Annotated in this window: 26 protein-coding genes; 5 read left to right on the top strand and 21 right to left on the bottom strand. The window is 69.1% G+C overall.

The window, feature by feature from the left end:
• The first annotated feature begins 7 nt into the window (after positions 1-7).
• Positions 8-1,519: a glycerol kinase GlpK gene (gene glpK, locus RWH43_RS00620; protein WP_316000390.1), complete on the top strand. Its 1,512-nt coding sequence runs from the start codon at positions 8-10 to the stop codon at positions 1,517-1,519.
• A 155-nt stretch (positions 1,520-1,674) separates the two neighbouring features.
• On the opposite strand, the gene RWH43_RS00625 is transcribed toward glpK, so the two are convergent.
• Positions 1,675-2,154, bottom strand: coding sequence for a hypothetical protein (locus tag RWH43_RS00625; RefSeq protein ID WP_144828522.1), 480 nt, complete (start codon positions 2,152-2,154; stop codon positions 1,675-1,677).
• 15 nt (positions 2,155-2,169) lie between these two features.
• Entirely contained in the window at positions 2,170-2,640 is a 471-nt protein-coding gene (locus RWH43_RS00630; protein ID WP_316000391.1) for an OsmC family protein, read from the bottom strand.
• Between the two features lie 135 nt (positions 2,641-2,775).
• Between RWH43_RS00630 and RWH43_RS00635 the strand changes: the two genes are divergently transcribed.
• Positions 2,776-3,759, top strand: a complete 984-nt coding sequence (locus RWH43_RS00635; protein WP_144828528.1) for an asparaginase — start codon at positions 2,776-2,778, stop codon at positions 3,757-3,759.
• A gap of 97 nt (positions 3,760-3,856) precedes the next feature.
• Here RWH43_RS00635 and RWH43_RS00640 read toward each other — a convergent pair whose 3' ends face one another.
• The 17 genes from RWH43_RS00640 to prmC form a co-directional block, all read right to left on the bottom strand.
• Positions 3,857-5,389 carry an APC family permease gene (locus tag RWH43_RS00640; protein ID WP_144828531.1) on the bottom strand — a complete coding sequence of 511 codons (1,533 nt, stop codon included), beginning with the start codon at positions 5,387-5,389 and terminating at the stop codon, positions 3,857-3,859.
• Positions 5,390-5,435: 46 nt separating this feature from the next.
• Positions 5,436-6,209, bottom strand: a complete 774-nt coding sequence (locus RWH43_RS00645) for a PP2C family protein-serine/threonine phosphatase (protein WP_316000392.1) — start codon at positions 6,207-6,209, stop codon at positions 5,436-5,438.
• Positions 6,210-6,340: 131 nt separating this feature from the next.
• Entirely contained in the window at positions 6,341-7,321 is a 981-nt protein-coding gene (locus tag RWH43_RS00650; RefSeq protein WP_316000393.1) for an aldo/keto reductase, read from the bottom strand.
• 76 nt (positions 7,322-7,397) lie between these two features.
• Positions 7,398-8,102, bottom strand: a complete 705-nt coding sequence (locus RWH43_RS00655) for a DUF5684 domain-containing protein (RefSeq protein ID WP_316000394.1) — start codon at positions 8,100-8,102, stop codon at positions 7,398-7,400.
• Between the two features lie 107 nt (positions 8,103-8,209).
• Complete coding sequence (locus RWH43_RS00660; RefSeq protein WP_316000395.1) at positions 8,210-8,959, bottom strand: YaaA family protein; 750 nt, start codon at positions 8,957-8,959, stop codon at positions 8,210-8,212.
• Between the two features lie 71 nt (positions 8,960-9,030).
• The gene (locus tag RWH43_RS00665; RefSeq protein WP_056227136.1) at positions 9,031-9,291 is read right to left on the bottom strand and encodes a F0F1 ATP synthase subunit epsilon; all 261 of its coding nucleotides are present in this window, start codon (positions 9,289-9,291) and stop codon (positions 9,031-9,033) included.
• A 1-nt stretch (position 9,292) separates the two neighbouring features.
• Entirely contained in the window at positions 9,293-10,741 is a 1,449-nt protein-coding gene (atpD, locus tag RWH43_RS00670; RefSeq protein WP_251504172.1) for a F0F1 ATP synthase subunit beta, read from the bottom strand.
• A gap of 22 nt (positions 10,742-10,763) precedes the next feature.
• Complete coding sequence (locus RWH43_RS00675; protein ID WP_251504175.1) at positions 10,764-11,663, bottom strand: F0F1 ATP synthase subunit gamma; 900 nt, start codon at positions 11,661-11,663, stop codon at positions 10,764-10,766.
• 26 nt (positions 11,664-11,689) lie between these two features.
• Positions 11,690-13,321, bottom strand: a complete 1,632-nt coding sequence (gene atpA, locus RWH43_RS00680; protein WP_251504178.1) for a F0F1 ATP synthase subunit alpha — start codon at positions 13,319-13,321, stop codon at positions 11,690-11,692.
• A 61-nt stretch (positions 13,322-13,382) separates the two neighbouring features.
• Positions 13,383-14,171 (bottom strand): F0F1 ATP synthase subunit delta, encoded by a 789-nt coding sequence (locus RWH43_RS00685; protein WP_316000396.1) that lies wholly within the window; start codon positions 14,169-14,171, stop codon positions 13,383-13,385.
• Entirely contained in the window at positions 14,171-14,731 is a 561-nt protein-coding gene (locus RWH43_RS00690; protein ID WP_316000397.1) for a F0F1 ATP synthase subunit B, read from the bottom strand. Before RWH43_RS00690 ends, RWH43_RS00685 begins: the two co-directional genes overlap by 1 nt.
• A gap of 34 nt (positions 14,732-14,765) precedes the next feature.
• Positions 14,766-14,999, bottom strand: a complete 234-nt coding sequence (atpE, locus tag RWH43_RS00695; protein WP_043360904.1) for a F0F1 ATP synthase subunit C — start codon at positions 14,997-14,999, stop codon at positions 14,766-14,768.
• Positions 15,000-15,043: 44 nt separating this feature from the next.
• On the bottom strand, positions 15,044-15,874 hold the full coding sequence (atpB, locus tag RWH43_RS00700; protein WP_437127383.1) for a F0F1 ATP synthase subunit A: 831 nt from the start codon (positions 15,872-15,874) through the stop codon (positions 15,044-15,046).
• 211 nt (positions 15,875-16,085) lie between these two features.
• Positions 16,086-16,574 (bottom strand): Cg1360 family ATP-synthase-associated protein, encoded by a 489-nt coding sequence (locus RWH43_RS00705; RefSeq protein WP_144828560.1) that lies wholly within the window; start codon positions 16,572-16,574, stop codon positions 16,086-16,088.
• Positions 16,571-17,746, bottom strand: coding sequence for an MraY family glycosyltransferase (locus RWH43_RS00710; RefSeq protein ID WP_144828563.1), 1,176 nt, complete (start codon positions 17,744-17,746; stop codon positions 16,571-16,573). Before RWH43_RS00710 ends, RWH43_RS00705 begins: the two co-directional genes overlap by 4 nt.
• The gene (locus RWH43_RS00715) at positions 17,743-18,507 is read right to left on the bottom strand and encodes an L-threonylcarbamoyladenylate synthase (RefSeq protein WP_154095966.1); all 765 of its coding nucleotides are present in this window, start codon (positions 18,505-18,507) and stop codon (positions 17,743-17,745) included. The genes RWH43_RS00710 and RWH43_RS00715 overlap by 4 nt, the downstream gene beginning before the upstream one ends.
• Positions 18,508-18,556: 49 nt before the next feature.
• Positions 18,557-19,456: a peptide chain release factor N(5)-glutamine methyltransferase gene (gene prmC / locus RWH43_RS00720; protein ID WP_230704360.1), complete on the bottom strand. Its 900-nt coding sequence runs from the start codon at positions 19,454-19,456 to the stop codon at positions 18,557-18,559.
• Between the two features lie 141 nt (positions 19,457-19,597).
• On the opposite strand from prmC, the gene cysK reads away from it, so the two are divergent.
• The 3 genes from cysK to RWH43_RS00735 are packed head-to-tail and all read left to right on the top strand — an operon-like array spanning position 19,598 to position 22,547.
• The gene (cysK, locus tag RWH43_RS00725; RefSeq protein ID WP_144828571.1) at positions 19,598-20,536 is read left to right on the top strand and encodes a cysteine synthase A; all 939 of its coding nucleotides are present in this window, start codon (positions 19,598-19,600) and stop codon (positions 20,534-20,536) included.
• A gap of 1 nt (position 20,537) precedes the next feature.
• Positions 20,538-21,107 carry a serine O-acetyltransferase EpsC gene (gene epsC / locus RWH43_RS00730; protein WP_144828574.1) on the top strand — a complete coding sequence of 190 codons (570 nt, stop codon included), beginning with the start codon at positions 20,538-20,540 and terminating at the stop codon, positions 21,105-21,107.
• A gap of 39 nt (positions 21,108-21,146) precedes the next feature.
• Positions 21,147-22,547, top strand: a complete 1,401-nt coding sequence (locus RWH43_RS00735) for an amidase (RefSeq protein WP_316000398.1) — start codon at positions 21,147-21,149, stop codon at positions 22,545-22,547.
• A gap of 106 nt (positions 22,548-22,653) precedes the next feature.
• Here RWH43_RS00735 and RWH43_RS00740 read toward each other — a convergent pair whose 3' ends face one another.
• Complete coding sequence (locus RWH43_RS00740) at positions 22,654-23,247, bottom strand: GrpB family protein (protein WP_316000399.1); 594 nt, start codon at positions 23,245-23,247, stop codon at positions 22,654-22,656.
• Between the two features lie 9 nt (positions 23,248-23,256).
• The gene (prfA, locus tag RWH43_RS00745; RefSeq protein ID WP_316000400.1) at positions 23,257-24,333 is read right to left on the bottom strand and encodes a peptide chain release factor 1; all 1,077 of its coding nucleotides are present in this window, start codon (positions 24,331-24,333) and stop codon (positions 23,257-23,259) included.
• Positions 24,334-24,361: the final 28 nt, after the last annotated feature.

Genomic DNA, 24,361 nt, shown 5'->3' on the forward strand with positions numbered 1-24,361 from the left:
TCCATCCATGGCTGACTACGTCCTCGCCATCGACCAGGGCACGACCTCGACGCGCGCGATGATCTTCGACAAGTCCGGGAGCGTCGTCTCCGTCGGGCAGAAGGAGCACGAGCAGATCTTCCCGCGCGCGGGATGGGTCGAGCACGACCCCGCCGAGATCTGGCGCAACACCCAGGAGGTGATCGGCCTGGCCCTCAGCCGCGCCGACATCACCCGACACGACATCGCCGCCGTCGGCATCACCAACCAGCGCGAGACCGCGGTGGTCTGGGACAAGAACACCGGTAAGCCCGCGTACAACGCCATCGTCTGGCAGGACACGCGCACGCAGTCGATCGTCGACCGTCTCGCCGATGGCGACCCCGAGCGTTACAAGAGCATCGTCGGCCTGCCGCTGGCGACCTACTTCTCGGGCACCAAGATCGTGTGGATCCTCGAAAACGTCGAGGGAGCCCGCGAGAAGGCCGAGGCCGGCGACCTCATCTTCGGCACCACCGACTCCTGGGTGCTGTGGAACCTCACCGGCGGCATCGACGGCGGCGTGCACGCCACCGACGTCACCAACGCCAGCCGCACGCTGTTCATGGACCTCGAGACCCTCGAGTGGCGCGACGACATCCTCGCCGACTTCGGTGTTCCGCGCTCGATGATGCCCGAGATCCGCTCCTCCTCCGAGGTGTACGGCACGGTCGAGTCGTCGTCGCTGCTTCGCGAGACGCCGATCGCCGGCATCCTGGGCGATCAGCAGGCCGCGACCTTCGGCCAGGCCGCCTTCGACCCGGGCGAGAGCAAGAACACCTACGGCACGGGTAACTTCCTCATCTTCCAGACGGGCGAAGAGATCGTCCACTCGAAGAACGGTCTGCTCACCACCCTCGGCTACAAGCTCGGCGACCAGCCCGCCCGGTACGCGCTCGAGGGCTCGATCGCGGTGACCGGTTCGCTGATCCAGTGGCTGCGCGACCAGCTCGGCATCATCTCCTCGGCCCCCGAGGTCGAGGCGCTGGCCAGCTCGGTCGACGACAACGGCGGCGTGTACTTCGTGCCGGCGTTCTCGGGCCTGTTCGCCCCGTACTGGCGTCCCGACGCCCGCGGCGCGATCGTCGGCATGACCCGCTACGTCAACAAGGGCCACATCGCGCGCGCTGCGCTCGAAGCGACGGCCTTCCAGACGCGCGAGGTGCTCGACGCGGTCAACGCCGACTCCGGTGTCGACCTGGCCGAGCTCAAGGTCGACGGCGGCATGACCGCCAACGACGCGCTGATGCAGTTCCAGGCCGACATCCTGGGCGTGCCGGTCGTGCGTCCGGTCGTCGCCGAGACCACCGCCCTGGGCGCCGCGTACGCCGCGGGCCTCGCGGTCGGCTTCTGGGACAACCTCGACGACCTGCGTGCCAACTGGCAGGAAGACAAGCGCTGGGAGCCGAACATGGACAGCGGCGAGCGCGACCGCGAGCTGCGCCTGTGGAAGAAGGCCGTCACCAAGTCGATGGACTGGGTCGACGACGACGTGCAGTAAGCACCACCGAACGATACGGAACCCCGTCGGCATCGCGCCGGCGGGGTTCCGTCGTTCTTCGTGGGGGGCTGAGCCGTCCCTGAGCCCGTCGAAGAGGGTCCCTGAGCCCGTCGAAGGGGGTCCCTGAGCCTGTCGAAGGGCCGGATGCCGCGCCCTCAGCGCTGCGGCTTGGGGAACGCCGCACGCACGGGATCCGACTGCAGGTAGTCCGAGACGCCGATGAGCAGGATCGCGAACAGAATCTGCTCGGTCACGACCCAGAAGGGATACAGCCCCGGGATCGCGGCGAGCACGAGGGCGACGATCGGGAAGATGCGACTGAACAGCTGCAGGCGCCGGAACGCCCAGTACCACCCGGCATGAGCGCGCCAGAGGAAGTAGAACAGCGTCGTCGTGATCGCCAGCACCACCAGGCACCGCATCCACACCGCGAAGCCGACATCGTCGCCGTTCAGCGTCATCACCAGCGCGATGACGACCGTCGCGACGCCGAGCACGAATCCCGCGGCCAGCAGCAGCGTGATGGCTCGGAACGCACGGCGCACCTTCGGGTCGTCCGAGACGTCGACGCGGTGGTCGGCCTGCCGCCCGCCGGCCAGGCGGTCGAGTCGGCGCAGGGTCGGTTCGAGCTGCATCCGCTCACTCTACGATCAGCCGACGGTGACCTCGGGCTCGTGGTGCACCGGGAAGTTGACGGAGTTGGCGATGAAGCACCACTCCCGCGCCTGCTTGTGCGCGGCGAGAGCCGCCTCGACCATCGACTCGTCGGCGACGCGCACGCGCGGGCGCAGCGTCACCTCGGTGAAGGCTCCCCCGCTGTTGCCGTCCTCCTGCAGGGTCCCCGAGGCGTCGTCCTCGTACCCGGTCACGACGACCCCCGTGGTCACGCACGCGTGCAGGTACGACAGCAGGTGGCATTCGCTGAGGGCGCCCAGCAGCAGCTCCTCGGGGTTCCACTTGGCGGGGTCGCCGCGGAAGGGTTTGTCGGCGGATGCCGAGATGGCGGGCTTGCCGTCGACCTCGAGGGTCACGGCGCGGTCGTACTCGCGGTATCCGCTCGTGCCGGTGCCCCGGTCGCCGGTCCAGGTCGAGCGCAGGCGGTAGTGGTGCTCTCCGTTCATGCCTCCAGTCTGCCCCTCTCCGTCGCGTGCGTCGCCGGAATCCGTCCCTTCGAGAGGACCGGAGGCGACGGATCCCTGCGACTCGCACCGGCGTCCACCCGGGGGCGGAGCGACCCTGCGCGATACGATGAAGGGATGCCCGCCACGCCCCCCGCCTCCGTCGAACTCGCCGTCGTCGATCGCAACGGATTCGTCGAATCACGCCACTTCGGCGTCGCCGTCGTGCTCGCTCCCGACGGCACCGAGAAGATCACCCTCGGCGATGCGTCGGCGCCGTTCCTCCCGCGATCGAGCATGAAGCCCCTGCAGGCGCTGGCGTGCCTGTCGGCCGGAGCCGATCTCGCCGACGAGCGGCTCGCGATCTCGATGGCGAGCCACTGCGGCACCGACCGCCACGCCGAGCTCGCCCGCGACATCCTGCAGTCGGCCGGTCTCACCGAAGACGACCTCGGCTGCCCCGCGGCGTGGCCCACCGACACCGCCTCGCGCGACGAGCTCGTGCGCGATCACGGCGCCCCCTCCCCCCTGCGCATGAACTGCTCGGGTAAGCACGCCGCGATGCTGCTCACGTGCGTCGCCAACGGCTGGTCGACGACCGACTACCTCGACCCGCAGCACCCGCTGCAGGTGCACATCCGCGAGGTGCTCGAGCGTCTCGTGGGCGAGCGCATGACGACCACCGCGATCGACGGCTGCGGCGCCCCCGTCTACGCGATGAGCATGGTCGGCCTCGCCCGGGCGATCCAGCGCATCGCGACCTCGTCGGAGCGCTCGCCCTTCGCCCTGCACCGCAGCGCCGGCGCTCTCGTGCGCGCGGTCAAGGAGCACCCGTGGACCATCGACGGTCCGGGCCGCCCCGACACGATCGTCATCGAGCGCCTCGGGGTGTTCTCGAAGATGGGCGCCGAAGGCGTGCAGGTCATGACCGCGCCCGACGGCACGACCGTCGCGTTGAAGATGTTCGACGGCTCCAACCGCGCCGCGCACGCCGTGGCGCTCCGCCTCCTCGAGCGCGCCGGTTCTCTCACCCCCGAGGCGGTCTCCGACACCCTCGCGCTGCTGCCCCTGACGGTGTCGGGCGGCGGAGGCGTGGTCGGCTCGATCCGCGCCGTCGTCTGAGCCCTGCCGCACCGCGCTTCGCGGCACGACCGCGAACACACGCACGGCCACCGCACGGCATCCGCCCGCCCTTTTCGAGAGCGGATGCCGTGACGCCTCAGATTCCGCCGTCGACCGACCGCGGGTAGGCGATCGGCTCGTCGGGCACGAGCACCTCGGTCTCGCGATTGAGGCTCTCGCCGCGGAAGAAGGGCTTCGACCCGGGGAACGCGAACCACACGAGCATGAGCACCACGCCGATCGCGAGGGCGCCGATGCCCACCACGAACGTGCCGCCGATTCCGAGCAGCACGGTGTTGCCGTACTCGGGGTCGTACATGTCGATCGCCGACTGGATGAACGCGTAGGTCAGCATGAGGGCACCCAGCAGCGGCAGGATGCCGCGGTAGAACAGGCTCTTCGCCGACGAGAACAGCTCGCGGCGGTAGTACCAGACGCACGCGTACCCGGTCATCGCGTAATAGAACGCGATCGCGAGCCCGAGCGACAGGATCGAGTCCTGCAGGATGTTGTCGCTGATGAGCGTCATGCCGATGTAGTACAGGCTCGCCACGATGCCCATCACGAGCGTCGAGAACGACGGCGTCTTGTACTGCGGGTGCACCGTCTTAAACCGCTCGGGCAGCGCCTTGTACGCCGCCATCGCGAGGGTGCCGCGCGCGGTGGGGAGGATCGTGGTCTGCGTCGACGAGACGGCCGAGATGAGCACGGCGACGATCAGCAGCCACCCGAACGGGCCGAAGAGTCCGTCCTTGAGGGCGAGAAAGACGTCGTCGGCGTTGTCGGGGTTGGCCAGGCCCGCCCCGTCCTCGCCGACCCCGGCGTACATCATCGCGGCGACGGTGACGGTGACGTAGGTGCCGAGCAGGATCACCGTCGTCAGGAGGGCCGCCCGACCGGGGATGCGCTTGGGGTCTTTGGTCTCTTCGTTCAGCGCCAGGCACGTGTCCCAGCCCCAGTAGATGAACAGCGCGAGCAGCACGGCCTCGGTGAACCCGCTCCAATCGGTGAACCCGAGCGGGTTGAACCAGGCCAGGTCGAAGGGGGTGGGGTTCGGAGCCGTGCCGTCGAAGAACTTCCACAGCGCCAGCACCACGAAAAGGGCGAGCACGAGGTACTGCACCGCGAGCAGCACGTTCTGCAGCTTTTCGCCGATCTCGACGCCGCGGTAGCTGACGTAGGTCATCGCCGCGATGAAGGCGACTCCGGTGGCGGTCACCAGCGGCACGTTCTCGGCGAGCGAGCCGTCGCCGATCAGCGACCAGAGGTAGATGCCGGCGATCTGCGAGAGGTTGGCGAGCACGACCATGCCGGCCACGGCGACGCCCCAGCCGCCCATCCAGCCGACCCACGGACCGAACGCCTTGGTCCCCCACGTGAACGTGGTGCCGCAGTCGGGGATCTCGTTGTTCAGCTCGCGATAGGCGAAGGCGATGAACAACATCGGCACGAAGGCGACGACGAAGGCGATCGGCGCTTGAGCGCCCACGGCCAGCACGACGAATCCGAGGGTGGCGACGAGCGAATACACGGGGGCGGTGGATGCCAGACCGATCACGGTCGAGCCCCACAGGCCCAGGGTGCCGGTGGCCAGGCCTTTGCCGGCCGTCCGTTCGGGTGCGGAGGTCATATGCCGAACGTAGAATCCGCGGCCAGCCGCGGTCAAGAGCGGATTCTCAGGAAGAGCGGCGCGCGACGTCGAGCACGACGATGGTGATGTTGTCGCGGCCGCCGTTCTCGAGCGCTGCGGCCATCATCGCTTCGACGGCCGCGGCGGGGTCGGCGTTGTTGTCGAGGAAGTGGCGGATGCCGAAGTCGGTGAGCTCTTTGGTCAGCCCGTCGGAGCAGATGACGAAGCGATCGCCGTCGAGCACGTCGAGACGGAGATAGTCGGGCTTGACGCTGTCGCTCGGACCCACCGCGCGCGTGATGACATTGCCGTACGGGTGGTTCTCGGCCTCTTCGGGGCTGAGACGCCCGGCGGCGATCAGCTCCTGCACGACCGAATGGTCCGTCGTGACCTGCACGATCTCACCATCGCGCAGCAGGTACACCCGGGAGTCGCCGATGTTCAGCGTGACCCAGTGCGGCTCTTCGGTGTGCGTCTCGAGATAGAGACCGGTGAGCGTCGTGCCGGTGCCCTCGTCGGTGGTCTCGGGGTGGGCGACGATGTCTTTGACGGCGCGCGAGAGGGCCTTCTCGATGTTCTTCGTCGAGACGCTCTGGTTGTCGACGACGGCGCGGAGGCGGTCGACCGTGCTGGCGCTGGCGATCTCGCCGCCGAGATGCCCGCCCATGCCGTCGGCGACGACGAACAGGGGGTACTCCGCGAGGACCGCGTCTTGGTTGACTTCGCGGCGACGGCCGGTGTCGGTGCTGGCCGCCCACGACAGGTCGAGCATGGCGCCGTCGAGAGAGACGGTACGCGTGTGGGTGGTCACCTCGGGCACGAACGATCCTCCGGTTGGCCGACAGCTTCGCCGGCGGAAACGCACGGCCCTGTCATCTTAGTCGACGAGGGCACGCGAACCGCGGATACGCCGGCGCGTGGCATGACGGATGCGGCATCCACCGTCGACGTTCAGCCTGCTGCGGGGTCGGCGGGCAGGGGGAGGATCTCCTCGAGCTCGGCGATGTCGGCCGTGCTCGGTGTCCACGCGGTCGCCGCGGCGGCGTTCGCGCGAACCTGTTCGGGGCTCGTCGCGCCCGCGATGACGCTCGAGACGACCGGGTGCGCGAAGAACCATCCGAACGTGGCCTCGAGCATGCTGATCTCGCGCTCGTCGCAGAACGCCTGGTACCGCTCGAGCGCGTCCCACGGGGCGTCGCGCCACAGGTGCGGGCGCTGGCGCATGATGCGGCTGCCCTCGGGTCCGCCCTCGCGCGTGAACTTGCCGGTCAGCAGACCGTTGTGCAGGGGGAAGAAGGGGAAGAACCCGAGCCCCCACCGCTCGGCGGCCGGGAGCACCTCGCGCTCCGCCGCGCGCGCCAGCAGGCTGTACTGGTTCTGCGCCGAGACGAAGCGCACTCCGGATGCCGCGTACTCGGCCTCGGCGATCTGCCAGCCCGCGAAGTTGGAGTGGCCGACATAGCGCACCTTCCCCTCGCGGACGAGATCCGCCAGAGCGTCGAGCGTCTCGTCGACGGGCGTGGAGGGATCGGGCGTGTGCAGCTGGTACAGGTCGATCCGGTCGGTGCGCAGCCGCCGCAGGGAGTCTTCCACCGCGCGACGGATGTGCGTGCGCGAGCCCTTCGCGCCGCCGAGGACGGGCGGGGCGAAGTCCGCGTGGCCGAACTTCGTCGCGAGGACGACCTCGTCACGGCGCCCCTCGAGCGACTCCCCCAGCAATGTCTCGGACAGGCCGAACTCGCGGCCGTACATGTCGGCCGTGTCGAGGAAGGTGACTCCCGCGTCGATCGCCGCATCGAGCACCGCGCGCGTTCCCTCGAGCGTTTCGGTGGCGGTTCCCGCTCGTCCGAAGTTGTTGCACCCGAGTCCCATCGCCGAGACACGGAGTCCGGAACGGCCGACGGGACGGAGGGGCAGGTCTGCGGGGGTCATCCCTCCACGCTAGCGGCGGGAACGGCGAAGGGCTCCCCGCGCGTGCGAGGAGCCCTTCGTGAACGAGGCCGGTGGGTCAGACCGCGGGTCCGGCCGGCGGGGACGGGGGCGTGGTGCCCGTCGCCGGCGGCGGCGGAGTCGTGCCGGTGGCCGGCGGGTTGTACGATTGCGGCGCCGGGGGCGGGGGCGTGCTGCCGTAGCCGGGAGCGCCGTAGCCGGAGCCGCCGACGCCCGGGCCGCCGTTGCCGGAGACCTGCTGGTTCGGCTGCACGGGGATCCCGTTCCACACCGTCTTGTCGGCGAGGAAGGAGTTGGCCCAGGGGGCAGGACGAATGGCGGGGTTCCACGGGTTGTTGCCGAACGCGAGGATCGCAAGGAAGATCCACTGCCCGAGGGGGCCGAGGATGAACAGCAGCAGGATCGGCCACTCACGACCGAACTTCGCGTTGACGCGGTACGACACCATGATCAGCGCGACGACGATCGCGATGCCGGCCAGGAAGTTCAGGATCGGAATCGCCGCCGCCACGACCAGGGCCAGGATGACCCACGGCGAGAGGTCACCCAGCTTGGCGAAGACCATGTAGTTGTAGATCGGGACCCAGGCGCGCCACTTGCCCTGGACGCCGGCCTTGTCGAAGATGCGCATCAGAAGGAAAGCACTGATGACGTACCCGGCGATGGAGAACAAGAAGATGAACAGGTAGACGATGCCGAGCAGAGCGGCTTCGGCTCCACTCGTCGTCCCGTAGTCGCTGTAGGCGAGATAAGAAGTGTTCACGAGGTTCCTCTCGTACGGAGTCGTGCGCGTCGCGCGGCACCGGCGGGGCTCTCCCGCGACTCACATGGTAGCGAAGCTGTGACTTTCCTGACAGGGGTCGGAGGATGTCACAAAATCAGCGCGATCTCGCCGGCATCCGCGTCTTGCAGCGCCCACCCTGCTGCTCGAGCCCACTCCTGGAAATCCGCCAGGCTCTCGATCCGGGGCCGCGCCAGTGCCAGGGAGCGCACGAGGTCGCCCTTCGCGTGCTTGTTGAAGTGGTTGAGCGCTCGCACGGCGCCCCCCTCGCCGGGGGTGACCACGCGCACGTACACCGAGGGGACCTCGGTCGGCACCGGCCCGAGCGCGGCATAGGCCTCCGACCGCAGGTCGAGCACGAAGCCGGGCCGCAGCGCTGCGAGGGCATCGCTCACCGCGCCCGTCCACACGCGTCGCAGCGGGGGAAGCCCCGGAATCGACGTTCCCGCGGCCAGTCGATAGGCCGGGATCCCGTCGAGCGCGCCCACCGGTCCGAAGGGCGCCGAGTGGATCATGACGTGCTCCCCCAGCCACGCGCGGGCGTCGGCATCGAGGCCGGCGGCATCCAGGGCATCGAAGAGAACGCCCGTGTACCGATCGATCGCCGGCATGGTCGCGGCGGTCCGCAGCGCCGAATTGTCGGCGATCTCGTGCCGTCGCTTCTCGCTGAGCTTCAGCACTTGCGCGGCGAGGTCCTCGTCGGCCGCCAGGGCCACGAGCGCGTCGACCACCGTGTCGCGGGGGCCGCGCAACGTCGGCAGGGCCAGACCCTCGAGGTCGAGCGCCGGGCCCTCACCGCCGGGGCGCTTCGTCTCGGACGGGGGAAGCAGGACGAGCATGGGTACTCCGGAGAAGCAGCGACGCGCGCCGCCCGGAGAACCGGGCGACGCGCGTCAGCGATGAAGCGGCGTCAGGAGACGAGAGCGGCGTTTCCGGCGACGATGGTGAGTTCGTCGTCGGCCATCGACAGGAAGCCGTCCTCGGCGTTGGCCAGGATCTTCGTGCCGTCGGTGCGGGTGATGCGCACCTCGCCCTGAGCGAGGATCGCCAGCACCGGCTCATGCCCCTGCATGAAGCCGATCTCACCCTCGACGGTCTTGGCGACGACCAGCGTCGCCTCCCCCGTCCACACCTCGGCGTCTGCCGACACCAGGCTCACGCGCAACGACATGTCAGCCGTTCTCCTTCTGGATCTGCGCCCACTTGGCCTCGACGTCGTTGATGCCGCCGACGTTGAAGAACGCCTGCTCGGCGACGTGGTCGAAGTCACCCTTGACGATCGCGTCGAACGACTCGATGGTCTCCTTGATCGGGACGGTGGAGCCCTCGACGCCGGTGAACTTCTTGGCCATGTACGTGTTCTGCGAGAGGAACTGCTGGATGCGACGTGCGCGCGACACGACGATCTTGTCCTCTTCCGAGAGCTCGTCGACACCGAGGATCGCGATGATCTCCTGCAGTTCCTTGTTCTTCTGCAGGATCTGCTTCACGTCGGTGGCGACGCGGTAGTGGTCGGCACCGATGTAACGCGGGTCGAGGATGCGGCTCGTCGAGGTCAGCGGGTCGATGGCCGGGTACAGACCCTTCGACGCGATCTCACGCGAGAGCTCGGTGGTGGCGTCGAGGTGCGCGAACGTCGTCGCGGGGGCCGGGTCGGTGTAGTCGTCGGCGGGCACGTAGATCGCCTGCAGCGAGGTGATCGAGTGGCCACGCGTCGAGGTGATGCGCTCCTGTAGCACACCCATCTCGTCGGCGAGGTTCGGCTGGTACCCCACGGCGGAGGGCATGCGGCCCAGGAGCGTCGAGACCTCGGAACCGGCCTGCGTGAAGCGGAAGATGTTGTCGATGAACAACAGCACGTCCTGCTTCTGCACGTCGCGGAAGTACTCCGCCATCGTCAGGGCCGAGAGGGCCACGCGCAGGCGCGTTCCCGGCGGCTCGTCCATCTGGCCGAACACGAGGGCCGTCTTGTCGAAGACACCCGCCTCTTCCATCTCGCCGATGAGGTCGTTGCCCTCACGGGTGCGCTCGCCGACACCGGCGAACACCGACACACCACCGTGGTCCTGCGCGACGCGCTGGATCATCTCCTGGATGAGGACGGTCTTGCCGACACCGGCGCCACCGAACAGACCGATCTTTCCACCCTGCACGTAGGGGGTCAGGAGGTCGATCGACTTGATGCCGGTCTCGAACATCTCGGTCTTCGACTCGAGCTGGTCGAAGCTCGGTGCCTTGCGGTGGATGCCCCAGCGCTCGGTGACCTCGATCGTCTCGCCGGGGGCGCCGTTGAGCACCTCGCCGGTCACGTCGAAGACCTTGCCCTTGGTGACGTCACCGACGGGCACCGAGATGGGGCCGCGGGTGTCACGCACTTCCTGACCGCGGACCATGCCGTCGGTGGGCTTGAGCGAAATGGCGCGGACGAGGTCGTCACCGAGGTGCTGGGCGACCTCGAGGGTGATCTCGGTCGACTGGTCACCGATGGTGATGGTGGTCTTCAGCGCGTTGTAGATCTCGGGGATCGCGTCATGCGGGAACTCGATGTCGACGACCGGGCCGGTGACGCGCGCGACGCGTCCGACGACGGCCGCGTCGGTCTTCTCGGCGGTGAGGCTCATGGCTTCTTCTCTCCTTGGGAACTTACTTGCCGGATGCCAGGGCATCGGCGCCGCCGACGATCTCGGCGATCTGCTGCGTGATCTCCGCCTGACGCGCGTTGTTGCGCAGGCGGGTGTAGTCGGTGATGAGCTTGTCGGCGTTGTCGCTGGCCGACTTCATCGCCTTCTGCGTCGCGGCGTGCTTTGCCGCCGACGACTGCAGGAGGGCGTTGAAGATGCGGCTCTGCACGTACACCGGCAGGAGCGCATCGAGCACGGTCTCGGCATCCGGCTCGAACTCGTAGAGCGGGTAGACCTCGGCCTGAGCCGGAGCCTCGTCCGCCTCGAGGACCTCGAGCGGGAGCAGGCGCACCGATTCGGGCGACTGCGTCATCATGCTCACGAAGCGGTTGTACACGAGGTGGATCTCGTCGACACCGTCGTTGTCGCCGCCGGCCCGGTAGGCCTTCAGCACGGCATCCGAGATCGCCTCCGCCGTCGAGAACTGCGGAGTGTCGGTGTCGCCGACCCACTGCTCGATGCTCGGCATGCGACGGAACTGGAAGTACCCGACGGCCTTGCGACCGACCAGGTAGAAGACGACCTCTTTGCCCTGCGACCGCAGCAGCTCGGCCAGCTCGAGAGCCTCACGGAGGATCTGCGAGTTGAACGCGCCGGCGAGGCCGCGGTCGGAGGTGAAGACCACGAGGGCCGAACGGCGGATGTTCTCGCGCTCGGTCGTCAGCGGGTGATCGACCGAGGAGTGCGTGGCCACCGCGGAGACGGCGCTCGTGACGGCTCGCGCGAAGGGAGATGCCGCACGCACACGCGCCATCGCCTTCTGGATGCGCGACGCCGCGATGAGCTCCATCGCCTTCGTGATCTTCTTGGTCGTCTGAGCAGAAGAGATCTTCTGCTTGTAGACCCGCAGTTGTGCGCCCATGATTTACGTCCTCGTGTCGTCGCTACTCAGCGACGGCCCTTGACGATTCGCTCCTGATTGACGTCTTCGGCCTCGGCGGCGTCGACCTTCTCGGCACCGACGACGCTGGCGTCCTGACCCGGCTGGAACTCCTCCGAGAAGGCATCGACGTGCTTCTCGAGCTCGGCGAGCGTGTCGTCACCGAGCACGTTGGTCTCGCGCAGGGTGTCGAGCACGGTCGAGTTGCGACGGAGGTAGTCGAGCAGCTCGCGCTCGAAGCGCAGCACGTCGGAGACCTCGACGGTGTCGAGCTTGCCGTTGGTTCCGGCCCAGATCGACACGACCTGCTCCTCGACCGGGTACGGCGAGTACTGGGGCTGCTTCAGCAGCTCCGTCAGGCGCGCACCACGGGCCAGCTGACGACGCGAAGCCGCGTCGAGGTCGCTCGCGAACATCGCGAAGGCCTCAAGCGAGCGGTACTGCGCGAGCTCGAGCTTCAGGGTTCCGGAGACCTTCTTGATCGACTTGACCTGAGCGTCACCACCCACGCGCGACACCGAGATACCCACGTCGACCGCGGGACGCTGGTTGGCGTTGAAGAGGTCGGACTGCAGGAAGATCTGGCCGTCGGTGATCGAGATCACGTTGGTCGGGATGTACGCCGAGACGTCGTTGGCCTTGGTCTCGATGATGGGCAGACCCGTCATCGAGCCGGCGCCGAGCTCGTCGGACAGCTTCGCGCAACGCTCGAGCAGACGCGAGTGCAGGTAGAAGACGTCGCCGGGGTACGCCTCGCGGCCCGGCGGGCGGCGCAGCAGGAGCGAAACGGCACGGTAGGCCTCGGCCTGCTTCGACAGGTCGTCGAAGATGATCAGCACGTGCTTGCCGCCGTACATCCAGTGCTGGCCGATGGCCGAACCGGTGTAGGGGGCGAGGTACTTGAAGCCGGCGGGGTCGGAGGCGGGGGCCGCGACGATGGTGGTGTACTCCATCGCACCGGCGTCCTCGAGCGCGCCCTTCACCGAAGCGATGGTCGAGCCCTTCTGGCCGATGGCGACGTAGATGCAACGCACCTGCTTGTCGACGTCGCCCGACTCCCAGTTGGCCTTCTGGTTGATGATCGTGTCGATCGCGATGGCCGTCTTACCGGTCTGGCGGTCGCCGATGATCAGCTGACGCTGGCCGCGGCCGACGGGGATCATGGCGTCGATGGCCTTGATGCCGGTCTGCAGGGGCTCGTGCACGCTCTTGCGCTGCATGACGCCGGGCGCCTGGAGCTCGAGGGCACGACGACCCTCGATCGCGATCTCGCCGAGACCGTCGATCGGGTTGCCGAGCGGGTCGACGACGCGGCCGAGGAAGCCGTCGCCGACGCCGACCGAGAGCACCTCGCCGGTACGGGTGACGCTCTGGCCCTCTTCGATGCCGGAGAACTCGCCGAGCACGACGACACCGATCTCGTTCTCGTCGAGGTTCTGGGCGAGGCCCAGCGTGCCGTTCGCGAAGCGGATGAGCTCGTTGGCCATCACGCCCGGGAGTCCCTCGACGTGAGCGATGCCGTCGGCCGCGTCGACGACGGCGCCGACCTCGGTCGCCGCAGCGCCAGTGGGCTCGTAGGCGGTGACGAAGTCCTTCAGCGCGTCACGAATGACGTCGGGGCTGATAGAGAGATCTGCCATTGTCTTCCTTCGTTCGTGGGGCACTGGGCCCCCAGATCCACGCCCACTCGGGCGGAAAGTCTTAGCCTGCGATCCGCTGGCGGAGGTCGGCGAGACGTGCGGACACGCTCGCGTCGATGACGTCGTCGGCGACCTGCACGCGCAGTCCGCCGAGGACCGAGGTGTCGATCACGGTGTTCAGCGTGATCGCCGAACCGTAACGCGCGCTGAGAGCGTTCTGCAGGCGCGTCTGCTGGTCGGTGTTCAGCGGCACGGCCGTGTAGACGGTCGCGACGATGCGCGACCGCTGATCGGCGACGATGCGCTCGGCGCGGCGCAGCAGGGCGCGCACGCGGCGACCGCGTGCCAGCCCGACCAGCGACGACACGATGAGCTCGGTGCCCGCGCTCGTGCGGCCACCCAGCAGCTTCGACACCAGTGCGCTCTTCGCCGATGCGTCGCCGAGGCGACCGCCGAGGGCGAGTTCGAGCTCACCGTTCGAGGCGACCGTGCGCGAGAACGCGAACAGTTCGGACTCGATGTCGGCCGACTCGGCCACGGAGGTCGCCTGGACGGCGAGCTCCTCGAGGCCTTCGACGAACTCGCCGGCGTTCGACCAGCGCTGCTGCGCGGCGCTGCTGAGCAGCGACACGGTCTGGGTCCGGTACGACGATCCGAAGACCGCCGAGACGAGCCCCGCTCGCGCCGCGGGCGGCACCGACGAGTCGGACAGCGCGCCGCTCAACTGCGCCGAGCCGCTCACGGCACCGACGGCCGCGAACAGTTCGCGCGCGACGTCGAGATCGACGCCCGAGGTGGAGGCCAGGGCCTCCGCGGTCGCGGTCCGCGCCTGAGTGGTCGCGCTGCCCATTACTTGGCCGCCTTCTCGGAAGCCTCGAGCTCGGCGAGGAAGCGGTCGACCACGGCGTTGGCCCGCGCGTCGTCCGTCAGGGTCTCACCGATGACGTTGCCCGCGAGATCGACCGCGAGGGTCCCGACCTCGGAGCGCAGCTGGACGAGGGTCGACTGACGCTCGGCCTCGATCTGGGCGTGCGCGGTCGCGGTGATGCGGGCAGCCTCGGCTGCGGCGGTCTCCTTGGCCTCGGCGACGATCTTGCGACCGTCCTGAGTGGCGCCCTCGCGGATCTCACCGGCCTGCTTGCGCGCCTCGGCGAGCTGAGCGGTGTACTCCTCGAGCGCGGCCTCGGCCTGGCGCTGGGCCTCGTCTGCCTTGGCGATGTTGCCCTCGATGGCGGCACTGCGCTCGTCGAGCAGCTTCGCCATGCGGGGCAGAGCGACGCGCCACACCACGACGACGATGATGATGAAGCACACCAGCGACCAGACGATGTCGTACACCGCCGGGATCAGCGGGTTCGACGGCGCCTCGCCCGCGGGTTCCGCGGCGAGAGTGACAAGAGCGTTCAGCATCCTGTCTCCTTACAGTGAGTCGAGAGCGGCCGGATCAGGTGAAGATGAAGCCGGTCGCGATACCGATGAAGGCGAGCGCCTCGGTGAAGGCGATACCGATGAACATCAGGACCTGCAGGCGGCCCGCGAGCTCGGGCTGACGGGCGACACCCTCGATCGTCTTGCCGACGACGATGCCCACGCCGATGGCGGGGCCGATGGCGGCGAGGCCGTAGCCGATCGTGGCGACGTTACCGGTGACCTGGGCGAGAACCGTAGTTGCGTCCACGGGTTTTTTCCTTTCGTTGGGTGGCTCGGCGTGCGCCGGGCCGCTCAGTGCTCTTCTGCGACCGCGAGCTGGATGTAGACCGCGGTGAGGATCGCGAAGACGTACGCCTGGAGGAAGGCGACGAAGATTTCGAACAGGGTGAAAGCGAGACCGAAGGCGAGGGAGCCGGCGCCGAGCGCGATCCATCCCCCGCTGAGGCCGAACACGAAGAACTGGGTGGCCGAGAAGAACAGCACCAGCATGAGGTGGCCGACGACCATGTTCATCAGCAGTCGCAGCGTGAGCGTGACGGGGCGGATGATGAAGGTCGAGAGGAACTCGAGCGGCACGATGATGATGTACAGCGGCCACGGCACGCCCGAGGGCAGCAGGGCGTTCTTGAAGAAGCCGCCGGGGCTCTTCTTGATGCCGGCGTAGATGAAGGTCACGTAGGCGACGATCGCGAGAAGCATGGGCACGGCGATGACGCTGGTACCGGCGATGTTCAGGCCCGGGATGACACCCGTGATGTTCATGAACAGCACCATGAAGAAGATCGTGGTGAGGATCGGCAGGAACCGCTTGCCGTCTTTGCGGCCCAGGATGTCTTCGGCGATGTTGACGCGGACGAAGTCCAGGCCCATCTCGACGATGCTCTGGAAGCGGCCGGGGACGATCTTCATGCGGCGGGTGCCGACCACGAGGAGGATCACCAGAACGGCGGTCGCGAGGAACTGGACCAGGTTGATGCGCGTGATCTCGAACGGCGCACCGAAGATGAACAGCCCCGGGAAGGTGATGACCGCGTCAGGGAAGAACTCCGAAATGGACGGCGGGTGGAATTCCGCACCCGCAGACGCGAAGTTCGTGATCAGGGTCGCAGCTTGAGTGGACAGCGCTGGCTCCAGCTTCGGGGCATCGGTGTGAACCGTTGCGACGATGGTCGGTGAGAGTACCCGAAGTGCGAACCTGGAGGAGATTTCCCATCGCGGGTGGGTACTTATGCAACCCTATCAAACTCCCGGCGGATCCATGAGTCCGGGCATCCGATCGTCTCGCCGCCGGACTAACGTGCGCGGCTGCGGCGAGCGGTGGGTTATGGGCGATTCAGTCCCGTCGGTCGCCCGCATCGGGGTCGGTCGGGAGCGTCACGTCGCTCGCGCTCGGGATGCGCATGCGCAGCAGGACCACGACGTCGACGGCGAGCGAGGCGATCACGCTGACCACGAGGGCGACGTAGAACACGACCGGGTCGACCCAGTCCTGTCCGCGCAGCACGACGATCGCGACGATGAACAGCACGAGCTTCAGCAGCCACCCGCCCAGCACGATGCCGAAGAAGATCGGCACGTAGAGGGGGTCGCCGAACCAGCGGTTGGCGATCAGGATGCTGGTGGCCGTGACCGCGAGGAAGATCGCGCTGACCGCGACGCCGGCGAGCGCGCTGCCGAGGCCGCCCGCTCCCCCGACCAGGAAGCCGACGACACCGCCGATCACGAGGAGCGCGAGGGTAACGAACCCTCCCCAGACGAGCGCCGTGCGCAGCACGGGAGTGCTCGAGAGGGGACGACGATGGGCGGGGGCGGTGCTGCTCATGAGGGGGACTCCGGTCGGGTGGGTCGGGGGCGCCGCGCGAGGCGGCGCAGACGATGCTGTGAGGGCAGGAGGGTGAGCACCGCGCACGCGGCGACGCCGACGACTCCGAAGGCGATGCCGAACGCGTAGTCGCCGGGCCAGCTCTGCTGCGTGCCGATGTACATCAGCAGGAACGCCAGGCTCACCACGGCGGTCCAGCTGTAGAAGATCAGCACAGCGTCGCGGTCGGAGTGACCCATGTCGAGCATGCGGTGGTGCAGGTGCTTGCGGTCGGGTGAGAAGGGCGAGCGCCCGGCCCATTGGCGGCGGGCGACGGCCAGACCGAAGTCGAGCAGCGGCAGCAGCACGATCACGACCGGGAGCAGGATCGGGATGAACGCACCGAGGAGCTGCGAACGGCCGATCTTCTCGGGGTCGAGCACCGCGGGGTCGAGCTGACCGGTGATGGCGACGGCGGAGCTGGCCATCAGCAGGCCGAGCATGAGAGCCCCGGCGTCGCCCATGAAGAGCTTGGCGGGCGTCCAGTTCATCGGCAGGAAGCCGAGGCACGCCCCCACCAGCACGGCCGCGATGAAGGAGGCGAGGTTGAAGTAGGTGCTGGCGCCGGTGTCGCGCACGAGCAGGTAGGAGTAGGCGAAGAACACCCCGTTGGCGATGAGGCACACCCCCGCGACGAGGCCGTTCAACCCGTCGATGAAGTTGACGGCGTTCATGACCACGACGAGGGCGAAGACCGTCAGCAGGAAGCTCACCCAGCTCGAGCCCACCGTCAGAGCTCCGATGGGCAACGACAGGATCTGCAGTTGCCCGAACCAGGCGATGACGCCGGCGGCGATGAACTGCGCGCCGAGCTTGATCATCCAGTCGAGGTCCCACAGGTCATCGGCCACTCCGACCAGCACGATGAGCAGCACGGCTCCGAGCAGAGAGAGCACGGGGACCGGATCGGTCCAGAAGATCGCGAAGTAGGGGTTGCGGCTCGACAGCGCGAACGCCGCGACGACACCGAGGAACATCGCCACCCCGCCCAGGCGCGGCGTCGGCGTCTTGTGCACATCGCGATCCCGGATGCCGGGATAGAGCTTGAACCGCAGAGCGAGCTTCCACACCACCCACGACAGCGCGAGCGTCACCGCGGCCGTGAAGAGGATGGTGAGGAGGTACTGGGTCACGGACCCGGCGCCTCGGCATCCGGGGTCGCGTCGGCGATCGGCGCGGCGTCGGACGACGCGGCGGCGGATGCGGACGGGGTCGGGCCCTCGTCGACCGGGTCGGGCTCGAGCAGGTCGCCCAGCACGGCACGCAGGCGATCGCGCGAGATCGCGCCCTCGCGCAGCACGCGCACCTGCGGCTCGGCGCCGCCCACGAGCGTCGTGGCGTCGATGATGGTGGAGGCGACGCCGGTCTCGCTGGGACCCGCGTCGAGGTACGCCGCGACGCTGTCGCGCAGCATGTCGCGCGCGGAGTCGATGTCGACGGCCGCCGGACGACCCGTCAGATTGGCGCTCGAGACGGCGAGGGGGCCGGTCTCCTCGAGCAGCTCGAGCGTGAGCTTCTGCGCGGGCATGCGCACCGCGACGGTGCCGTGCGTGTCACCGAGGTCCCACGACAGCGAGGGCTGCGCGGGCAGGACGATGGTGAGCCCGCCGGGCCAGAACTCGCGCACGAGGTCGTCGACCGCAGGCGGGATCTCGGCGACGAGCGCGCGCAGGGTGGCGACGCCCGGAACGAGCACGGGCGGCGGCTGCTGGCGACCGCGGCCCTTCGCCTCGAGCAGACCCGCGACGGCGCGCGCGTTGAACGCGTCCGCGGCGATTCCGTAGACCGTATCGGTGGGGAGCACGACGAGTTCGCCTCTGCCGATCGCCTGACGCGCATGGCGCATCCCGGACAGCAGTTGCGACTCGTCACGGCAGTCGTAGACGGGAGACATGTCGGGCCACAGTCTAGTCGGGCCGCGTGGGAGCCGTGATCGGCCGCGATCAAGGACGGACGGCCGTCGTCGCGCGGTCGCGGGTGGTCAGGTCGGGGTGCGTCGCGGCCGATCTCCAGCCGTCGGCCGAGAGGATCGCGCGGATCGCCTCGCCCTGCCACTCGCCGTGCTCGATGACGATCGTGCCGCCCGGGTGCGCGAGGCGCAGACCCACACGACTGAGAGTGCGCACGGCATCCAGCCCGTCCGGTCCGCCGTAGAGCGCCGCGGGAGGGTCGTACAGCCGCACCTCGGGGTCGCGCGGGATGGCGTCGTCCGGAACATACGGGGGGTTGGATGCCACGACCGAGACCGTGCCGTCGAGCTCGGGGAACGCCTCGGCGAGGTCGATGAAGGCGAGCTGCAGATTCTGCGCGCCGATGCGGGCGAGGTTGAGCTTGGTCCAGACGAAGGCGTCGACGGAGTTCTCGGCGGCGAAGACCCGGGCGTGCGGGACCTCGGTGGCGAGGGCGAGGGCGATCGCTCCGCTCCCGGTGCCGAGGTCGACGGCGATGGGGGCATCGGATGCCGCGACGCGCAGCGCGTCGATCGCCAGCTGCGCCACCATCTCGGTCTCGGGGCGCGGAACGAACACCCCCGGCCCGACGGCGAGCTCCAGGGCGCGGAAGGGCGCGAGTCCGGTGAGGTGCTGCAGCGGCTCGCGGGCGCAGCGTCGGTCGACGAGGGGCGCGAGAGCGCGAACGGCGGACTCCGGCATCCGGTCGCCGCGGATGGCCGCCGCCTGCACTCCCCCGCGCGAGGTCTCGAGCACGTGGCCGACGAGCAGTTCGGCGTCGACCTGCGCGTCGGGGATCCCGGCGGCGGCCAGTCGGGCGGCGGTCGCGCGCACCGTCTCGACGACGCTCGTGGCGGCGGGGGCGGGCGCGGGCGCGGAAGCTGTCTCAGGCATGACGGGAGTCGAGTTTAGTCGTGCGGGTCCCGCCCCTGCCGGGGCGCCTGCGCGCATCCTGCCGCACGGCGTCACACAGGCGTCGGTGTCGGAGGGCTCACTTAGGATGATCGCGACCCGAACGACGGCGAAAGGCGAGCCATGCCCGGCATCCACCCCGACATCACGACAGCTTTCGGCGACACTCCGCTGGTGCGCCTGAACCGCGTCGCCGAAGGCACCGACGCGCAGATCCTGGCGAAGCTGGAGTTCTACAACCCCGCTTCGAGCGTCAAGGACCGCCTGGGCATCGCGATCGTCGATGCGGCCGAGGCCTCGGGCGAGCTCAAGCCCGGCGGCACCCTGGTCGAGTCCACCAGCGGCAACACCGGCATCGCGCTGGCCATGGTCGGCGCCGCCCGCGGCTACAAGGTCATCCTCACGATGCCCGCGTCGATGTCGAAGGAGCGCCGCATCCTGCTGAAGGCGTTCGGCGCCGAGCTCGTGCTGACCGACCCCACCAAGGGCATGTCGCACGCCGTCGACGAAGCCAAGCGCATCGTCGCCGAGACCCCCGGCGCCGTCTGGGCCCGTCAGTTCGAGAACGAGGCCAACCCCGCGATCCACCGCAAGACGACGGCCGAAGAGATCCTGCGCGACACCGAGGGCAAGGTCGACTACTTCGTCGCCGGCATCGGCACGGGCGGCACCATCACGGGTGTCGGCCAGGTGCTCAAGGAGCGCGTACCCGGGGTCAAGATCGTCGCCGTCGAGCCCGCCGACTCCCCCGTCCTCACCAAGGGCCACCCCGGCCCGCACAAGATCCAGGGCATCGGCCCCAACTTCGTGCCCGCGATCCTCGACCGCGACATCATCGACGAGGTCATCGACGTCGAGTTCGACGACGCGATCCGCCTGGCCCGCGAGACCGCGGCGAAAGACGGCATCCTCGTCGGCATGTCGTCGGGTGCCGCCATCTGGGCCGCGCTCGAGGTCGCACGTCGCCCCGAGGCCGCGGGCAAGAACATCGTCGTCATCATCCCCTCGTACGGCGAGCGCTACCTCTCGACCGCTCTGTACGAGCACCTGCGCGAAGACTGACGTGGGGGTCCTCTCCCGAATCCGCGAAGACGTCTCCTCCGCCAAGCTCCGCGACCCCGCGGCGCGCGGCGCTCTCGAGATCGCCGTGCTCTACCCGGGTCTTCACGCCGTGTGGTCGTACCGCATCGCGAACCGCCTGTGGCGGCGGGGTCTGCGCTTCCCGGCGCGGGCCCTGTCGCAGGTGACCCGGTGGCTCACGGGCATCGAGATCCACCCCGGAGCCACCATCGGGCGCCGGTTTTTCATCGATCACGGCATGGGTGTCGTCGTGGGCGAGACGGCCGAGGTCGGCGACGACGTCATGCTCTACCACGGCGTCACTCTCGGCGGTCGTCAGCGCGAGGGCGGCAAGCGCCACCCCACGCTGCACGACGGGGTCGCCGTGGGCGCGGGGGCGAAGATCCTCGGCCCGATCACTCTCGGCGCGCGTTCCGTGGTCGGAGCGAACGCTGTGGTGACGCGGGATGCACCGGCCGACAGCGTGCTGGTGGGGGTGCCGGCCACGGCCCGCACGCGCCGCGGGGGCGAAGACACCCGCGCGCTGCTGACCACGCCCGAGTACTGGATCTGATCGCGACCGCCTGCGCCGGCATCGCCGTAGGCTCGGACAATGCCCCGTCTGCACGACCTCTCGCTCGTGGCCCAGGTCGACGGACTCCGCAGCGGTGACCTCTCACCCGCCGAGCTGACGACCCACTACCTCGATCGCATCGACCGCCACCGCAGTCTCGGCGCCTTCGCCGAGGTCACTCCGGATGCCGCGCTCCGACGGGCGGCCGACCTCCCCCGACCGGCCGACGGACCGCTGTGGGGCATTTCGCTGGCGGACAAAGACCTCGTCGCCCGCGCCGGCGTGCCCACGCGGTACGGATCGCGCGCGCGGGTCGACCACGTGCCCACGGCATCCGATCCCCTCGCCGCGGCACTCGACGCCGCCGGAGCGATCAACGTCGGTAAGACCAGCACCTCGGAGTTCGGTCTCACCGGGTTCACCGAACCGCTGATCCACGACCCGGCGCGCGATCCCTGGCGCCCCACCGCGGGCGCGGGCGGCTCGAGCGGTGGGGCGGCGGTGGCCGTCGCCGCGGGACTCCTCCCTGCGGCCGTCGGCTCGGACGGCGGCGGCTCGATCCGCATCCCCTCGGCGACCGTGGGGGTCGTGGGCCTGAAACCCTCGCGCGGGCGGCTTCCGATCGGCTCGGGCTTCGACTCCCCCGACGGACTGTCGGTCACGGGACCGATCGCACGCACGGCGGAAGACGCGGGCCTCCTGCTCGATGCCCTCGTCGGCCTCGCCCCCTTCTCGTACGCGACAGTCGCCCCCGGAGCCGGACCCTTCGCCGACGCCGCCCGACGCGACCCCGGCCACCTGCGCCTCGGCGTCACCACCGTCTCGCCGTGGGATGACGACGAAGACATCATCCTCGACGCAGACGCTCGCACGGCCCTCGACACGGCCACCGCCTGGCTCGACGACTCTGGGCACGCGGTGGCGGATGCCGACTGGCATCCGTTCGGCTATGCGGAGCTCTTCCACGTGCTCTGGCGGGCGAGTGCCGCACGCATTCCGCTGAGCGACGCCGATGCCGAGCTCGTCGAGCCGCTCACGGCCTGGCTCGTGCAGGAGGGGCGTCGCCTGTCGGCCCTCGACCTGCTCGGCGGACTCGCGGCCGCCCGGGCGTTCGAGCGTCGCACCATCACCGACTTCTCGGCCTTCGACGCCGTGCTCACCCCGGCTCTCGCGCAGCCGCCCCAGCCGGTCGGCTCGTACGCGGAGCACAGCCCCGAGCGCACGTTCGCGATGCAGGTCGAGTACGCGCCGTACTCCAGCTTCGTCAACGTCGCCGGGTTGCCCGCGATCACTGTGCCGGTGACGACGGATGCCGCGGACCACCCCGTGTCGGTGCAGCTCGTCGGCCGCCCGGGGGGTGAGGCGACGCTGCTGTCGCTCGCCGCTCAGCTCGAGGCCCGCCGGGGCCCGCTCCCCCATCCGCCCGCCTGGGACGTGTGACGCTCCCTGCGACACAGCGCAGGAGATCCGACTTCATCCCCGCGCCGGCCTCGGCATGTAGACGGGGTGACGTCCCTGGATCCTGCGTTGTGGTCTCGGGATGGTGTCAGGGCAACAGGCCGGCCGCGGTGAAGGCTCGGGCGTAGATCTCGCGGATCACACCCTCTTTGCGGGCGTTGTACTCGCTCATCAGGCCGTCGGCCGCGACAGCGCGCTTGACCGCGGCGTACCGCTCGCGATCGGCCTCGTCGGCGCGCAGCCAGTCGCGGAAGATGCGGTGCCGTGCGGCCTCGGGGCTGTCGGGCGGCCACACGTGAAGGTTGGCGGCCGGCTCGGCCGAGACCAGGCAGCGATGGCCGAGCCACCACGGCTCGCGCACGCGCAACACGAAGCCGAGTGCTTCGAGTGCCGGCACGTAGGCATCCTCGTCGTCGGTGTCGGCGACCGTCAGGTCGATGTCGATGACGTGCTTGGCGGCCAGCCCGGGGACCGACGTCGACCCCACGTGGTCGATCCTCAACGCGCGCTCGCCGAGCGCCGCGACGATGCCCGCGCGGAGCGTCTCGAAGAGCTCGGGCCAGGCGGCATCCGGATCCACGATCTCGATGTGCCGCACCTGCTCCACGGCGCCGACCCATGGCGAGAGTCCAGGCGGGGGCGGGGTGTCGTCGAACGACACGATCTGAGCGGCGGTGAGCACCACCCGAGCTTAGGAGTCGGCGAGGGCCGCGAGGCGCGCTTCTTCGTCGGCCGTGATCGCCGACTCGACGATCGGGCCGAGGGCGCCGTCCATGACCTGATCGAGGTTGTACGCCTTGTATCCGGTGCGGTGATCGGCGATGCGGTTCTCGGGGAAGTTGTAGGTGCGGATGCGCTCGGAGCGATCCATGCCGCGAATCTGCGACTTGCGCGCATCGGCGGCGACCGCGTCGCGCTCCTCCTGCTGCTTGGCGAGCAGGCGGGCGCGCAGCACGCGCATACCGGCCTCGCGGTTCTGCAGCTGCGACTTCTCGTTCTGCATCGACACGACGATTCCGGTCGGAACGTGGGTGATGCGCACCGCGGAGTCGGTCGTGTTCACGGACTGACCACCGGGGCCCGAGGAGCGGAAGACGTCGATCTTCAGGTCGTTCGGGTCGATGCCGACCTCTTCGGGCTCGTCGACCTCGGGGAACACGAGCACGCCCGTGGTGGAGGTGTGGATGCGACCCTGCGACTCGGTGGCGGGCACGCGCTGCACGCGGTGCACTCCGCCCTCGTATTTCAGGTGCGCCCAGACACCCTGAGCGGGGTCGCTCGACGATCCCTTGATCGCGACCTGGACGTCTTTGTAGCCGCCGAGATCGGATTCGGTGCGTTCGAGCAGCTCCGTCTTCCAGCCCATGGATGCCGCGTACTGCAGGTACATGCGCAGCAGGTCGGCCGCGAAGAGGGCGCTCTCGGCCCCACCCTCGCCGCCCTTGATCTCCATGATCACGTCACGGGCGTCGTCGGGGTCGCGCGGGATGAGCAGGCGCCGCAGGCGCTCCTGCGTCTCGGCCACGCGCTCCTCGAGCGCCGGGACCTCTTCTGCAAAGGCGGAGTCCTCACGGGCGAGCTCGCGAGCCGCCTCGAGGTCGTCGGACGCCGCGGTCCACGCTTCGTGGGCCGCGACGATCCGCGACAGCTCGGCGTAGCGTCGGTTGACGCGCTTGGCGCGCGCGGCGTCCGCGTGCACGGCCGGGTCGGAGAGTTCCTCCTGGACGGCCTTGTGCTCGTCGAGCAGTCCGCGGACCGACTCGAACATGGCGGGTTCCGACATCGCGCCTCCCGCC

Origin of the sequence: Microbacterium algihabitans, from assembly GCF_032464975.1 — a bacterium.
Taxonomy (GTDB): domain Bacteria; phylum Actinomycetota; class Actinomycetes; order Actinomycetales; family Microbacteriaceae; genus Microbacterium; species Microbacterium algihabitans.

Excerpts from the sequence above, each read along its gene's own strand:
- RWH43_RS00650 (WP_316000393.1), bottom strand. The coding sequence starts at position 7,321 with ATGACCCCCGCAGACCTGCCCCTCCGTCCCGTCGGCCGTTCCGGACTC.
- RWH43_RS00735 (WP_316000398.1), top strand. The coding sequence starts at position 21,147 with ATGCCCCGTCTGCACGACCTCTCGCTCGTGGCCCAGGTCGACGGACTC.
- RWH43_RS00685 (WP_316000396.1), bottom strand. The coding sequence starts at position 14,171 with ATGGGCAGCGCGACCACTCAGGCGCGGACCGCGACCGCGGAGGCCCTG.
- RWH43_RS00690 (WP_316000397.1), bottom strand. The coding sequence starts at position 14,731 with ATGCTGAACGCTCTTGTCACTCTCGCCGCGGAACCCGCGGGCGAGGCG.
- RWH43_RS00715 (WP_154095966.1), bottom strand. The coding sequence starts at position 18,507 with ATGTCTCCCGTCTACGACTGCCGTGACGAGTCGCAACTGCTGTCCGGG.
- prfA (WP_316000400.1), bottom strand. The coding sequence starts at position 24,333 with ATGTTCGAGTCGGTCCGCGGACTGCTCGACGAGCACAAGGCCGTCCAG.
- RWH43_RS00640 (WP_144828531.1), bottom strand. The coding sequence starts at position 5,389 with ATGACCTCCGCACCCGAACGGACGGCCGGCAAAGGCCTGGCCACCGGC.
- glpK (WP_316000390.1), top strand. The coding sequence starts at position 8 with ATGGCTGACTACGTCCTCGCCATCGACCAGGGCACGACCTCGACGCGC.
- RWH43_RS00665 (WP_056227136.1), bottom strand. The coding sequence starts at position 9,291 with ATGTCGTTGCGCGTGAGCCTGGTGTCGGCAGACGCCGAGGTGTGGACG.
- cysK (WP_144828571.1), top strand. The coding sequence starts at position 19,598 with ATGCCCGGCATCCACCCCGACATCACGACAGCTTTCGGCGACACTCCG.
- RWH43_RS00635 (WP_144828528.1), top strand. The coding sequence starts at position 2,776 with ATGCCCGCCACGCCCCCCGCCTCCGTCGAACTCGCCGTCGTCGATCGC.
- atpD (WP_251504172.1), bottom strand. The coding sequence starts at position 10,741 with ATGAGCCTCACCGCCGAGAAGACCGACGCGGCCGTCGTCGGACGCGTC.
- atpA (WP_251504178.1), bottom strand. The coding sequence starts at position 13,321 with ATGGCAGATCTCTCTATCAGCCCCGACGTCATTCGTGACGCGCTGAAG.
- RWH43_RS00675 (WP_251504175.1), bottom strand. The coding sequence starts at position 11,663 with ATGGGCGCACAACTGCGGGTCTACAAGCAGAAGATCTCTTCTGCTCAG.
- RWH43_RS00660 (WP_316000395.1), bottom strand. The coding sequence starts at position 8,959 with ATGCTCGTCCTGCTTCCCCCGTCCGAGACGAAGCGCCCCGGCGGTGAG.
- prmC (WP_230704360.1), bottom strand. The coding sequence starts at position 19,456 with ATGCCTGAGACAGCTTCCGCGCCCGCGCCCGCCCCCGCCGCCACGAGC.
- RWH43_RS00705 (WP_144828560.1), bottom strand. The coding sequence starts at position 16,574 with ATGAGCAGCACCGCCCCCGCCCATCGTCGTCCCCTCTCGAGCACTCCC.
- RWH43_RS00625 (WP_144828522.1), bottom strand. The coding sequence starts at position 2,154 with ATGCAGCTCGAACCGACCCTGCGCCGACTCGACCGCCTGGCCGGCGGG.
- RWH43_RS00630 (WP_316000391.1), bottom strand. The coding sequence starts at position 2,640 with ATGAACGGAGAGCACCACTACCGCCTGCGCTCGACCTGGACCGGCGAC.